The organism is Enhygromyxa salina, from assembly GCF_000737335.2.
Lineage (GTDB): Bacteria > Myxococcota_A > Polyangia > Nannocystales > Nannocystaceae > Plesiocystis > Plesiocystis salina_C.
In genome coordinates this window covers 1-13057 of the sequence record NZ_JMCC02000089.1, presented here as the reverse complement: position 1 = coordinate 13057, position 13057 = coordinate 1, and the positions used below count along the sequence as shown (strand labels likewise).

At 68.8% G+C, this 13057-nt stretch carries 10 protein-coding genes; 4 read left to right on the top strand and 6 right to left on the bottom strand.

All coding sequences use genetic code 11. The features are described from left to right. Positions 1-48 precede the first annotated feature (48 nt). Positions 49-1194, bottom strand: coding sequence for a hypothetical protein (locus tag DB30_RS28965; RefSeq protein ID WP_052555004.1), 1146 nt, complete (start codon positions 1192-1194; stop codon positions 49-51). Between the two features lie 100 nt (positions 1195-1294). Here DB30_RS28965 and DB30_RS28960 point away from each other — a divergent pair, with 100 nt between their 5' ends. Both DB30_RS28960 and DB30_RS28955 read left to right on the top strand, forming a co-directional pair. Continuing rightward, entirely contained in the window at positions 1295-2722 is a 1428-nt protein-coding gene (locus DB30_RS28960; protein ID WP_052555001.1) for a monooxygenase, read from the top strand. Between the two features lie 38 nt (positions 2723-2760). Continuing rightward, complete coding sequence (locus DB30_RS28955; RefSeq protein ID WP_052554999.1) at positions 2761-3954, top strand: glycosyltransferase family 4 protein; 1194 nt, start codon at positions 2761-2763, stop codon at positions 3952-3954. On the opposite strand, the gene DB30_RS28950 is transcribed toward DB30_RS28955, so the two are convergent. Together DB30_RS28950 and DB30_RS28945 are read right to left on the bottom strand one after the other, a co-directional pair. Continuing rightward, positions 3951-4544, bottom strand: a complete 594-nt coding sequence (locus DB30_RS28950; protein WP_052554997.1) for a hypothetical protein — start codon at positions 4542-4544, stop codon at positions 3951-3953. The two genes, DB30_RS28955 and DB30_RS28950, sit on opposite strands and share 4 nt — an antisense overlap. A gap of 169 nt (positions 4545-4713) precedes the next feature. Further along, positions 4714-7059 (bottom strand): O-antigen ligase family protein, encoded by a 2346-nt coding sequence (locus tag DB30_RS28945; protein ID WP_052554995.1) that lies wholly within the window; start codon positions 7057-7059, stop codon positions 4714-4716. Between the two features lie 68 nt (positions 7060-7127). On the opposite strand from DB30_RS28945, the gene DB30_RS28940 reads away from it, so the two are divergent. Next, positions 7128-7496, top strand: coding sequence for a TerB family tellurite resistance protein (locus DB30_RS28940; RefSeq protein ID WP_052554993.1), 369 nt, complete (start codon positions 7128-7130; stop codon positions 7494-7496). 798 nt (positions 7497-8294) lie between these two features. Here DB30_RS28940 and DB30_RS28935 read toward each other — a convergent pair. Together DB30_RS28935 and DB30_RS28930 are read right to left on the bottom strand one after the other, a co-directional pair. Continuing rightward, positions 8295-10076, bottom strand: coding sequence for a phosphoenolpyruvate carboxykinase (ATP) (locus DB30_RS28935; RefSeq protein ID WP_205633094.1), 1782 nt, complete (start codon positions 10074-10076; stop codon positions 8295-8297). A 137-nt stretch (positions 10077-10213) separates the two neighbouring features. Next, positions 10214-10567, bottom strand: coding sequence for a VOC family protein (locus tag DB30_RS28930; RefSeq protein WP_052554988.1), 354 nt, complete (start codon positions 10565-10567; stop codon positions 10214-10216). Positions 10568-10765: 198 nt separating this feature from the next. Here DB30_RS28930 and DB30_RS28925 point away from each other — a divergent pair, with 198 nt between their 5' ends. After that, positions 10766-11608 (top strand): hypothetical protein, encoded by an 843-nt coding sequence (locus DB30_RS28925; RefSeq protein WP_052554987.1) that lies wholly within the window; start codon positions 10766-10768, stop codon positions 11606-11608. A 21-nt stretch (positions 11609-11629) separates the two neighbouring features. Here the strand turns inward: DB30_RS28925 and DB30_RS28920 are convergent, their stop codons facing one another. Beyond that, the gene (locus DB30_RS28920; protein ID WP_052554985.1) at positions 11630-12667 is read right to left on the bottom strand and encodes a S1C family serine protease; all 1038 of its coding nucleotides are present in this window, start codon (positions 12665-12667) and stop codon (positions 11630-11632) included. Positions 12668-13057: the final 390 nt, after the last annotated feature.

Genomic DNA, 13057 nt, shown 5'->3' with positions numbered 1-13057 from the left:
GGGCCGTCAACCGATGGGCATGAGCCCAGTGCTACGCGCTGGGGCAGCTCAATTGGACGCGATCTCCACGCTCACCGAGATCGCCTCGATCGGGTCAGTCTCGGTGTCGGCGCGCGGTAGCTCGATGAACAGCAGCGGCGCGTCGCCGGTCGCGGCCAACGCGGAGAGCTCGCCGTTGCCGCCCCATGTGAGCAGGGTCTGCATCGCCGTTGGGATCGCGGGTGAGCAGCTCAGCTCGAGCTCGGGCAGGCAGCTCGAGTCACGCAGGGCGAGGCCAACCCGTGGATCATCGGCGCGAACCACCAGCGCGGCGCCGTCGGGCAGCGTCGCGGGTAGCATCAGTTGCTCGACGCGATCGGGCCGCCGCCAGCCGGTGCAGGTGTGCTCGTGCGCGTCGCTGTGTGGTTCCTCGGGTTCGATCGTGATCTCGATCCCGGCCCCCGGCTCGGGCAACGCTAGCTGCCCCGGCGCGACGCAGCTGTCGGCGGGCGGGCGGTGGCAACGCTCGACCTCGAAGCCGTCTTCCTCGCTGACGAGGCACACCGTCCCGGACGCGCATCGCCCCTGGCCCGACCCGCAGGCTTGGCCCTCGTCGAGCACCGCACGGAGCTCGACCTCGAGCTCGAAGTCGAGGGGATCCGGCTCGCCAGCGGCGGCCGCGGGCAGCTCGAGCGCCGGGTCGCCGTCTGGGATCCCAACCGTGAGCAGCAGCTCCGCGCCGGGGCCCATGTCCATGAAGGTCTGTGGGACCGGCCCGACCACGCAGCCGAGCAGGCGATCGGGGTCGGCTTGGGCGGACACGCAGCCAGGCAACAACACGGCGAGCCGCGGGGTGAAGGCGCGGCCGCGGGCGTGGATCGTGAGGTCGGCGCGGGCCTCGAGCTCCAACCGCAGGTACACGACTGGGCCCGTCGCGCCGCAGCTGGCCGCGAAGCCCGGGTCGAGGATCGATGGGGTCGCGTGGCGCAAGCTCGAGGTGAAGGTGGTGGGTGCCTTGACGAGCACGGCGGCGTCGCAGCTGTCGCCCGGCGCCGCGGTGATCTCCCCGGTCTCGGCTTCTGCCTCGTCTTCGCCGGTGCTGCCCGCTGCGCTCTCGCCGGCAGCCTCGCCGCCCCCCTCGTCGCCGCCGCAGCCAGGCGCGCCCACGAGCATCAGGGCCGTGAGCAGGCTCGCTCGCTGGGCTGGGTTGGCCACCGCTCGCGCAGTGTAGCCGCGCCCGCCGGCGCGAGGCGAATCGAAAGAACGAAGCGACGCGGTGACACCCCGGCGGCCCTGCGGTGTTCGAGGCCCAGACATGCAATCAACCACCGAATCTCGGCGCGCGTCGATGCCCACCTTCCTTGGCCTGCTGGCTCTGACGCTGTGTACCGGCTCCATGACAGCCTGCAAGCCCGACCCCGCGCTCGACGAGGGCGGCGACACCGAGACCGGCGACGGCGACGGCGATCCCGGCGACGGAGATGGGGACGGAGACGGGCTCGCGGCCACCTACTGGCAAGAGGTCGCCCCGATCTACTACGACAGCTGCGTCAGCTGTCACCGCGAAGGCGGCATCGGCCCGTTTGTGCTCGACGACTATGACTCCGCCGCCGCGTGGGCGCAGGCGTCGGCGATCGCCGTCGAGAACCGGGTGATGCCGCCGTGGCTGGTCACCGACGACGGCACCTGCAACTCCTGGCAACACTCTCGCGCGCTCTCGCAGGCGGACATCGACACGATCCTCGCGTGGGTCGAGGCCGGCGCGCCCGAGGGTGAGCCCCGCGATGATCTCGAGGTCCCCACGCTCCCCGGGCTCGAGGGCGCGACCGCGTTCGTGACCCCGGAATTCACGCCCGAGCCCGAGGGCGGGTTCCTGTCCGAGTTCGACGAGTATCGCTGCTTTCTGATCGACCCAGAGCTCGACCACGATCAATTCATCACGGCCTACGAGGTCATCCCCGGCAACGAGGCGCTCGTCCACCACGTCCTGGCGATCCCGATCGACCCCGCGTTCGATGTTGGCGGCGGGATGACCAACCTCGATGTGATCGAGGCGCTCGACGCCGAGTCACCGGATCGTCTGGGCTGGTCGTGCTTTGGCGCAGCCGGTGATGGCGTGGCCATTGATACCCTGCCGGTGACCTGGGCCCCGGGGCAGGGCGTCGTCGAGTTCCCGGCGAACTCGGGGACCCAGGCGTCCGCTGGGGATCTGCTCGTCGTCCAGGTTCACTACAACATGGTCGACCCCGAGGTGATCGGCCAGAGCGACAGCACCACCGTCAAGATCCGGTTTGAGGACGAGGTCGCCCGCGAGGGTCTGTTCGACGTCCCCGACGCGCTGCTGGACAGCTTGTTCGAGGGCGACCCCTACATGATCCCGCCGGGCGAACCGGCCCACGACTTCACGTGGAGCTTCCCCGCTGACTGGTACATCGGCTGGAACGGGACGACGAGCCTCGAGCTGTGGGGCTTCTTCCCGCACATGCACGCGTTCGGGACCCAGATGAAGGTGCGCGTGCTCGACGAGCAAGGCCAGGAGGTCGGCTGCGTCGGCGATGTCCAGCGCTGGGACTTCAACTGGCAGCTCTACTACTTCATGGAGCAGCCGATCGTGCTTCAGCCCGGCTACCAGATCGAGGTGACGTGCACCTACGACACCACCGACGCGAGCGAGCCGATCTCGCCCGGATGGGGCACCTACAACGAGATGTGCCTGGCCGGCGTGTATCTCGTCGAGCCCTAGTCCTAGTCGCTGCTCGAGAGGCGTGGCAGGATCCGGCTGTGACGCCCGAGCGAGACCCGGCGGTTGGTCCACGGCGTCGGGTCGCGTTCGTGATCACCCGCAGCGACTCGATCGGCGGCGCCCAGCTGCACGTGCTCGAGCTCGCGCGGGCGCTGGGGCAGGCTGGGCACGCCGTCGCGGTGTTCGTGGGCGGCGACGGGCCCTTCATCTCGCGGCTGCGCGAAGCCGGCGTGAGCGTGTGGCCGATCCCCGACCTGGTGCGCGAGATCGATCCCGCGGCCGAGCTGCGCGGGCTCGCCCAGCTGCGCACGGCGCTGCGGGCGTTCAACCCGGATCTGATCACCGCGCACAGCACCAAGGCTGGCTGGCTCGCGCGGGTGATCGGCACCGCCATGCGGATCCCCGTGCTGTTCACCGTCCACGGCTGGCTGTTCACCTCGGGCAAGCTCAGCGCGCGTCAGCAAGTCGCGCGCCTCGCCGAGTGCAGCACCGGGCCGCTCGCGGATCGCCTGATGGCGGTGTCGGAGCACGACAAGCAGATCGGGATCGAGCACGGGGTCGCGCGGGCCAGCGCGTTCTCGGTGGTTCACAACTCGTTGCCCGACAACGCCGACTCGCTGCGCGCGGACCCCAGCCGATCACCGCCGCGCCTGGTCATGGTCGCGCGCTTCGACTACCCAAAAGATCCGATCACGCTGATCCACGCGCTGGGTCAGCTGCGCGAGCTGGCCTGGACCTGCGAGCTGATCGGCGACGGTCCTGATCGGCCCAAGGTCGAGGCAGCCATGCGCGAGGCCGGCTTGGCGTCGCGGATCGAGCTGCTAGGGACCCGTGACGACGTCCCGCAGCGGCTCGCGGCGGCCCAGGTGTTCTTGCTGTTGAGCATGCGCGAGGGGTTTCCAATCTCGATCCTCGAGGCGATGCGCGCGGGCTTGCCGGTCGTGGCCAGCGACGTCGGGGGCATCGCCGAGGCGGTGATCGACGGCGAGACCGGCAAGCTGGTGCCGCCCGCCGCGGTGCCCGAGCTGGCGGCCGCGCTCGCTCCGTTGATCACCCAACCCGAGCTGCGCCAGCGCTTGGGCGCCGCTGGTCGGGCCCGGTTTGTGGCAGAGTTCGGGTTCGAGACCCACGTGCGCCGGGCGTGGGCGGTCTACGCGGAGGTCATCGAGCAAGGCTCGAAGTCGCTGCCGGCCAAGCTGTGGTCCCGGCTGATGCCGGGCACTGAAAATTAACGCTCGAAGCTGAGGTTGCGGAGCCAGTCGGCGAGGACCTCGGCCTCGCGCCGGGTCAGATCCGCGGGCAGCGTCACGCTCACGCGACGACTTGGCCGCAGCACGTAGGTGTGCTCGATCTCGTCGTCGCCCGCTGCATCGAGCTCGGCCGCGCGCGTGTGACCCGTGCTCGTGGGAGCTGGCGCGGCGTGAGGCTCGTTGGCCGCGACCGGAAGCTCTGGCTGAGCGAACGACAGATCCAACGCGATCGCGGCCGCGGGTGGGAGCGCGCGGTCCGGCTGGTCCGCCTCGGGTGGGCTCGGCTCGGACTCCGACCGCGAATCGTGCTCGGCGTCGTCTCGCCCATCCATCTCGTCGATGATCTGGCGTGCGAGCTCGCGGGGATCCCCGCTCCACTCCAGTCGGCTCGGGTGCCCCTTGCGGCCAACCTTGAACTCACCGCAGCCGGCCTCGTCGAGGTCGCGCAGCAGCGTGATCGCCTGGCGCCGCGTCGCCGCGCCGCTCTCGATCAGCTCGTCGACGGTGGTGCGTCCGTCTTCGACGTCGGCGACGAGGACCGCGGCAAACAGCGCACGGGCGGTCGGTCGCAATGAGTAGATCCTGCGAATTATGTCGTAGTTAATCGGCATCAGTCATGACCGACGGGCACCCGCCGAGACGCGCACGCTAACGCGAGAAACGGCGAATGGGCCAGCAGGAGCCGAGGTTCGTGCGGTTCACGCAGTGTCCCAAAACGGGACGCTTTTGCTCACACTTTGCTCAGGGGCTGGATTGGGCTCGCGCGCTGTGAACCCGCTCGGCCAGGGCTTTGCGGCGGCGCCGGGTCTGGGGTTTGGCGCGACGGGCCAGCAGTCCATCGAGGAGCAGCTCGGCGCGGTCAAGCGACGCGTCGTCGGCCAGGCGCAGCAGCCCCATGATCAGCAGCTCGTCGACGACCCCTGGATCGCTGACCCGACCACCCGCGTGGGCCAGCTCGAGCTCGGCGACCGCGGCCTCGTCTTGCTTGCGGGTGTTGTGGGCAAAGCGGGCGTTGGCGCGCAGTCGATGGGCGGCCTCGTCGTTCGGCTGCAGCGCAACGAGCAGCCGTGCGTGGTGCAGCGCGAGCCCAGGGTTGCCAGCTTCGAGCGCGAGCGCGGCCTGCAGGCGCAGCGGCTCGGGATCCTCGGGGTGGGTCCGCGCGCGTGCGGCCGCGCGCGCGCGCGCGTGATCGGGAGACTGCAGCGCCATCGCGCGCGCGAGCGACATCCAAGCCACGCCGTCGTCGGGCGCCAAGCTGGCGAGTTGCTCGGGCGTGGAAACACCCGCGATCAACCACTCGACCAAGGGCTCGGGGACCGGCTCGCGCAGGCCTTCGAGGCCCGCCTTCACGTGCGCGATCGAGTCGAGCGGCGCGCCGAGCTCGGCCGCGAGCGTGGCCGCGAGCAGGTGGGCGTCGAGCGAGGCCGGGCGCAGGCGGATCGCAACCTTGGCGCGCTGCAGCGCCGGCGCCCACTCGCCAGCCGTCGCGAGCTCGCGCGCCATCGCCAGGTGCAGCATCGCGTCGAGCGGGGTCTGACGCAGGGCCGGCAAGATCGGGAGCTCGCCGGCCAGCACCGCGCGATCGCGTGGGCGTCGCTGCGACCAGCTCGCGGGGATCGACGTGATCGCCACGGCCTGCGCGAGCACGAGGGCGACGAGCGTCGCAAGCATGACCGGACGCCGCGACATGCCCTTTCCGCTCGCCGAGACCCCCAGCGCGCCCGCCAGCGCGATCGCTGGCGCCGCGACGCCCAAGTAGTCGAGCGAGAAGTCGGCGCAGCTCTGGATGCCCAGCGCCAGCAGCCCACACAGGCCCAAGCGACGGCCCAAGCTGGGGTTGGCGAGGAAGCTTCGCACCCACCACCAGCCGATCCCCGCCACGATCACAGCGCCCGGCAGCGGGCCCCACTCGACCAGGAACGCGATCGGTGTCGACTCGAGGTGGGTGAACTGGATCGCGCCCGGCTGGCTGTCGACGAGCGGGAACAAGTCCACGAACGCACCGCGGCCGATCCCCAGCACGGGCGACATCGGGATCAGCTGCAGGCCTTCGCGGGCGATCCGGAATTTCTCGGTGAAGGTGGTCGGGTCGCGCAGGCTGGCCAGCTGCTGCCACGCGCCCTGGGTCAGCGCGAGCGCCAGCATGCCAAGCACGACGATCCCCAAGCCGATCCGACGACGGCGACCGTGTTCGGGCTCGAGCCCGCCGGTCCTGGCTTGGCGAAGCACCAGCACGAGCACCAGCGGCCCGACCAAGGCCAAGCTCGCGAGCGCGCCGCGTGACATCGACAGCACCAAGGCCGTGGTCTGGATCGCGACGGCGCCGGCGGCCAAGTACGCGCGGTCAGCCAGGCGCTCGCTGGGCTGGCGGCCGCGTGTTTCTTTGGATCGCGCGTGGAGATCCACCACCATCGAAGCGGCCGCGAACAGGCCGATCAGCAGCAAGCCCGACTGATGGTTGGGGTTGATGAAGCTGGTCAACAGCGGAGACCCCAGCGCCTGCCCGAGCCCGGCCAGCTGCTGGCGCGGCACGTAGATCCCGTAGATCGCCGTGGCCCCGATCAGCTTTTGCGTCAGCCCGATCAGCGCGACCACGGTCCCAGTCAGGCTCACGTAGGTCGCGACCATTCGCCAGCTCAGCTGCGCCGCCGCGATGAACAGCCCGGTCAGACCCAGCACCCGCGCGAATTCCAGCCCGGTCTGACCCGGGTGGATCGACAGCCGATTCCATGCGCCGAGCTCCGTGCCGGCCAGCACTTGCGTCACCGTGTCCGACAGCCCCGGCGCGAGCACGCGCAGCAGCGCGGTCGGCAGCGGCATCCACTGGACCAAGCACAGCGCGGCCGCGAACAGCCCCAGCCACCACCCGGCCGGAACCCGCAGCGGCGTCTCGCTTCGCAGGCAGCGACGGATCAGCAGCCCCGCCACGACCAACACGAACGCGGGGATCACCCACGGCTTGACCCCGCCCAGCCACAGCGCAGGGCCGGCGACCGCCAACAACAGCAGCGCGCGGGACCACGGCAGCCGCCCGCTGCTCGACGATCCACCCCGATCCGCCTCGGGATCGCTGGGTTGTTCTGGCACGGTCCGATGGTAGCTGGGCGTGGTCGGATTGTCGTGGCCTGTCGTCCAAGTGCGGTACCCTGCCCGCGATGTCTGCCGACACGCAGGTCCTCGAGTCCCTCGCCTTCCTCTACCTGACCTTCGGGCACAGCACCGACGGCCAGCTGTCCGCCGACGAGATGCGGCTGCTCGCCGCCAAGCTGCGCGAGTGGGCGCCGGAGTCGGAGCTCGGTGACATCGGCGAGCTGCTGCGGCGCTCGGTTGGCAGCTACAAGGCTGCGAAGGACAAGCTTGGCGAGGCGCGGAAGATCACGGCGTCGCTCAAGGGGACGCTCGATGATGATCAGCTGCGTCGGGTGCTGAGTGATCTCGAGGGCATCGCCGAGGCGGACGGGCAGGTGATCGACGAAGAGAAAGCCTTCATCGAACAAACCCGCGCTTCCCTGGGGATCCTTTAGGACCCCCACAGCCGCCTTCGCACCTCGCGGTCACTCGCTTCGCTCGCTCCCAATGGGTAGGCTGTTCGCAACCGTATGTGTGGCCCCCTAGCAGGGGGCTCTCCGCTAGCTATGACCCCCACAGCCGCCTTCGCACTACGCGGGTCACTCGCTTCGCTCGCTCCCAATGGGTAGGCTGTTCGCAACCGTATGTGTGGCCCCCTAGCAGGGGGCTCTCCGCTAGCTATGACCCCCACAGCCGCCTTCGCACTACGCGGGTCACTCGCTTCGCTCGCTCCCAATGGGTAGGCTGTTCGCAACCGTATGTGTGGCCCCCTAGCAGGGGGCTCTCGTCTGACCACCTGCAGGCACTGGGTGCCCCTCCATTTACGTGTCGTGCTTTGTGAACTGGTGCTTTCGACAGCGACCCACCGTCCAAAGTAGGTCGGCACGCAGTTGGAGATCAGAAACACCCATGCGACAGCGGCCAGACGAGAGCCCCCTGCTAGGGGGCCACACATACGGCCGCGAACAGCCGACCCATTGGGAGCGAGCGAAGCGAGTGACCGCGCAGTGCGAAGGCGGCTGTGGGGGTCATAGCTAGCGGAGAGCCCCCTGCTAGGGGGCCACACATACGGTTGCGAACAGCCTACCCGTTGGGAGCGAGCGAAGCGAGTGACCGCGAGGTGCGAAGGTGGCTGTGGGGGTCATAGCTAGCGGAGCCCCCTTCGAGGGGGCCACACATACGGCCGCGAACAGCCTACCCGTTGGGAGCGAGCGAAGCGAGTGACCCGCGAGGTGCGAAGGTGGCTGTGGGGGTCATGGAAGGACCACAGCTTGGATGATTGCGGGGGACACTTCGTATTTTTGTAGGAACGCCTTGCGCTCCGCTTTCATGCTCGTGACCCAGTCGGTGTACTCCGGCATCCGCTTGGCCTGTTCGAAGAAGCGGCGGGGCTGCAGGATCTCTGGGGGGACTTGCTCGAGCAGCGCGGCGTTGGCTGGCGCTTCCACGTCGACGACTTCGTAGCCAAAGTCGGGGTCGGTCGTCCACACGAGGTCACCGCTGAGCATGGCCTCGAGCATCGCGGAGGAGTGGCGGATCTTGACCTTGAGCGCGCTGCCTCGCTCTACGCCCTTGGCGTCGCCGCCGATGTAGCCGGTGTTCATCAGCCACATCGAGGTCGCGCCGAAGGTGGCGGCGAGCTCGGAGAAGCGCTGGGCCTGGAGGCTGTGGGCGAGCGGGAAGAACGGCTGGGTGAAGGGTGAGCGGGTCTTGCCGCGCTCTTTGCCAGCGGCGGAGGTCTTGCTGGTCTCGCCGAGCATCAGGTAGCCGGCCGCCTGCTCGGGGCTGGTGAAGCGGACCAGGCCGGGGGTCGCGGCGTCGGGGCCCTCGTCGCGGTTGAGGATCCCGAGTGAGTGCAGATCTTCGAGCTCCTCGAGCACGGCGGCGTCCTCGACGGCGCTCATGGGGATGATCGAGCGGCCGTTTTCCGTCCACACCACGAAGTCCCAGCCGTCCTTGGGGATCCCGTCTTCGACGACGTCGGCGAAGCTGACCTCGCCCTTGATGTATGCATCGACGTTGTTCGCGACGGCGCCGGTGCCAACGAGGGTGTCGCGCAGGCGCTCGACGTCGGCGACCGAGAGCTCGTGCTTGAAGAAGTCGGGGGTGCCGTCGGCGTTCAGGTAGACGTTCTCGATCCATGCGTCGGACGAGATCGTGCCGCGGTAGATGACGGGCTCGGTGTCCTCGGCCAGGCCCCAGGTCTTGGCGAAGCAGCCGTTCTCGGTCACCGAGATCTCGCCGCCGGGCCACAGCGTGATCATGTCGTCCTGCACGGGCTTGGTCGCGTCGCCCTGCTTGGAGAAGGTGGTTGTGGTCTTGCCGGTGCCCGACAGCCCAAGGATGCCCATCGTGATCCGGCCGTTGCCGTCAACGATCTCTTTGGCGCCCGCGTGCATGACCAGGCCGCCGTTGCGGTAGTGCAGCGCGGCGAGCATTCGCAGCGCGCCCTTCTTGCTCTCGCCGAAGTAGTCGGCGCCCATGATGTACGTGACGTAGTTGTCGAGGTCGACGATGATCGCCTGCTTGCCCGGCATGTCGGGCACGAAATCGGGCGTGTAGACCAACCGGAACGCCGGCGCGAACGGTTGGGTGGCGGCCTCGGGGGCTTCCACGCGCTCGCGCGGGAACGCCAAGACCTGCTGCATTCCCGCGATGTTGGCCGCCTCGAGCGTGTAGCACCACTGGACTGGGACCGCGCGCGGTCCAATGCCGACGTAGCCCTCGATCAGGATCAGCTCGCCTTGCGCATGCACATACTCGGCCTGCGCGTTGATCAGGCGCTGCGCCTGCTCGACGCCGATCGTGCTGTGCGAGTAGGCCTCGGGCTTGCCCGCGCGGTCGATGATGTACGTGTACTGGGCCATCCGCGCCTTGTTGCGGGCGACCTTGTTGATGCTGCCGCGCACCGTCTGGACGCAGTACGGCGTGTGCTTCAGGGCGAGCTCGCGCAGCGCGGATTGGCTGGGGTTGACCAGCGTCTTCACGCGAAAGGGAAGGGCAGGCTGCTGGGGCAATTCGAGTCGGCTCGTCATCACATCACCACGTTCAGGCTGGGGGCTGAAGCGCTGCGATATCATTTTGAGCGCAGACTGACCACCGGCCCCGCAGCTGCTCTGCGCCTCCGTTGCCTGCAAAATTTCGGCGGTTGGTCAGCACCGCGTGGCACCGCTCACGAGGCCCGCGGGCTCCAGACCGCGAGCACGTTTCCGCTTGGATCGCTGAAGTGAAACCGGCGACCGCCAGGAAAATCGAAGGGTGGCTCGACGATGCTGCCGCCCGCGCGCTCGACCGCCGTGACGCTCGCGTCGAGCGCATCCGAGTAGAGCACGACCAAGGGCCCGCCCGGCGTGACCTCGTCAGCGAGCGCGAGTCCGCCGAGCTCGCGCTCGGGTCCCTGGATGCCAGCGTACGCGGGACCGTAGTCGTTGAACGCCCACCCAAACGCGGCCGTGTAGAAGCGCTTGGCCTCGGCCAGATCCGTCACGTGAAGCTCGATGTAGTCGATTGCGTGGTGCGTGTGCATGGTTGGCGCGGACGATAGCGCGGAGTGACCGGGGGCGTGAACGGTGCATGAGCCTGGCGCGCGAACGCGGCGCCCAGCAAACAGTTCGCTGCCCTCGGTGAACCAGTCTGCGAAGCTGTCCGCAAGCGGGCGAGAAGCCCTCGCCCGAGCTGAAAACAAAGTGACAAGGCTCGGGATCCCGGCGTAAATTCCTCGCGCATGTCCACGGCCCGAGACGTCTTCCTCGCGCACGTCGCCGCGAGCGCGGACGACGAACGCTACGCCGTCGTCACCGAGGCCCGCCGCTCGCTGTCAAAGGCCAAGCTCGAGGCGCTCGACCAGGTCGAAGGGCTCGATGAAGCCGGGCTGCGCCTGGTCATGCCGGGGCTGTACCAGCAGATCGTGAGCACGACGATCCAGATCGCGGCGCGAGTGGGCGTCGCGGTTGGGCTCGCGCTCGAGGCCGTTGACGAGCTGCGCACCGAGGCCGCAATCGGTAGCTTCTCGCGACCGGTTCGCGATCAGATGACCGAGACCGGCGTGGCGATGAAGCGGCGGCACTCCAGCCGAATCGCCAAGCTAGTGTCCGAGGTCGAGGCCCAGCGGCTCGCGTGGCGGCACAACCATGAGTTCATGTCGTGGCTTGGGTTTCGGCGCGACGACGAGCGCTACCCGGCGCCGGATCGGCGCGCGCGGCTCGAGGCGTTCAAGATCGTGGATCGTCTGCTGCGCAGCCGCGAGGCCCTCACGGTCATGCTTGGCCACCCGCTCACGGTCGCGCTCGAGGCTCACGATCGCTTCATGCTCAGCAACCGCTGGCGCTTGGATCCCCGCGTGCCCGAGCACGCCGTCGAGACCTTCATCTGGCCGCTGCTCGGGTTTCAGACCGCCGAGGTCACGCAGATCGAGATCGCCCGGTATCACTACGACGCGCTGATCGCCGCCGGAGCCGACGACGCAACCCGCACGCAAAAGCGTGGCGAGCTATTGAAGCTGTTCGCGACGCAGCTGGCCAACGCGCTCGAGCACGTGCCAGAGGGCATCGGCACCGGCGTACTATAGAGTTGGCTCAGGAGAGTCGGCTCAGGTCGCCATCTCGGGGATGATCACCAGCTGCTCGGTGCGCTGATCCTTCGCGCGCCGAATCGTGAGCGTGACCTCGGCTCCAACCCCGGCGAGCTGGCTCAGGTACGCCACCTCCGACACGCGGGTGATCGGCTGACCGTTGATGCTCAAGATCACGTCGTCGACCGCCAGCGACGCCCGGTCGCCCGGACCGTCCGGATCCACGCGGGTGACCCGAACTGCGGTCGGCAGCCCGTCGACCTCGTTGTCGTTGCGGGCCTGAATTCCCAGCCGAGCGTGGCGCATGCGTCGGTAGGTGCGGACTTCATCAATGAACTGCAGCGCCATGGCCGAGGGGATCGCAAACGCGAGCCCCTGGCCATCTTGGCGGACCGCTGTCGTGATGCCGAGCACCCGGCCGTCGAGGTCGACGAGCGGGCCGCCGGAGTTGCCGATGTTGATCGAGGCGTCGGTCTGGATGAACGACCAGATGCCCTCGGGCTCGAGATCGGGCGGTCGGCCAAGGTCCGCGTGGTCGCGCCCAAGCCCCGAGATCACGCCAACGGTCACCGTGTCGCCAAGCCCGAATGGCTGACCGATCGCCATGATCCACTCGCCCGGCGTGGGCGGTCGCTCGGGGGCGCGAAACCGGATCGGCTGCAGCGTGTTGAAGTTGCCGCGCAGCTGCAGGACCGCGAGGTCGAACAGCGGATCGGCGACCACGACATCCGCGTCGACCTGGGTGTGATCCGACAGCTGAACCTTGATCGAGGCGGCGTCGCGCACGACGTGCTCGTTGGTCAGGATCTCGCCTTGGACCGAGACCACCATGCCCGAGCCAATGCCACGCATCCGCGAGCTGCCAACCTCTACCGTGGAGATCACACCGACGACCGAAGGCCCGACCGCCTGCGCGACGCGAGCGAAGTCCGGAAGCGTCATCTGGGCGCGGACTGGCTCGCTGTCGACCTGCAGCTGGTTTGGCGCGGTTGGACTCGGGATCTCTGGGTTCGGAGCCGGGTCCTCGATCTCGCGACAGCCGAGCCCCAACAACACCGCGACGCCGAAGAGTTCCGCAAGCAGGCGAGAAGCCCTCGCCCGAGCTGAAAACACTTGAAGGCTGGTTCGAACGCGGGGCACCGCGGGTACTTTAGACCTCCGCTGGCCGTTTCGCACTTTGCCCGGCGCGTGCACTGGACATGTGGTCACGCTCGCGTCCATCCGAGCGCAAACCCGACGAGCGCAAACACGAAGGCCGAGTCACGCAGCGTGACTCGGCCTGCGCTTCGCTCGTGGGATCAGGCGTCGGGGAGCGACCCAGCGGGTGGCTCGCCAGCGGACTGGCTGACGGCGGCGTCGCTCACGGGGCTGTCAGCGACCGGAGCGGCAGCGACTGGCGCGGCGGCAGCGACTGGCGCGGCGGCAGCGACTGGCGCGGCAGCGACT

Excerpts from the sequence above, each read along its gene's own strand:
- DB30_RS28940 (WP_052554993.1), top strand. The coding sequence starts at position 7,128 with ATGTCTGCCGACACGCAGGTCCTCGAGTCCCTCGCCTTCCTCTACCTG.
- DB30_RS28925 (WP_052554987.1), top strand. The coding sequence starts at position 10,766 with ATGTCCACGGCCCGAGACGTCTTCCTCGCGCACGTCGCCGCGAGCGCG.
- DB30_RS28960 (WP_052555001.1), top strand. The coding sequence starts at position 1,295 with ATGCAATCAACCACCGAATCTCGGCGCGCGTCGATGCCCACCTTCCTT.
- DB30_RS28935 (WP_205633094.1), bottom strand. The coding sequence starts at position 10,076 with ATGACGAGCCGACTCGAATTGCCCCAGCAGCCTGCCCTTCCCTTTCGC.
- DB30_RS28930 (WP_052554988.1), bottom strand. The coding sequence starts at position 10,567 with ATGCACACGCACCACGCAATCGACTACATCGAGCTTCACGTGACGGAT.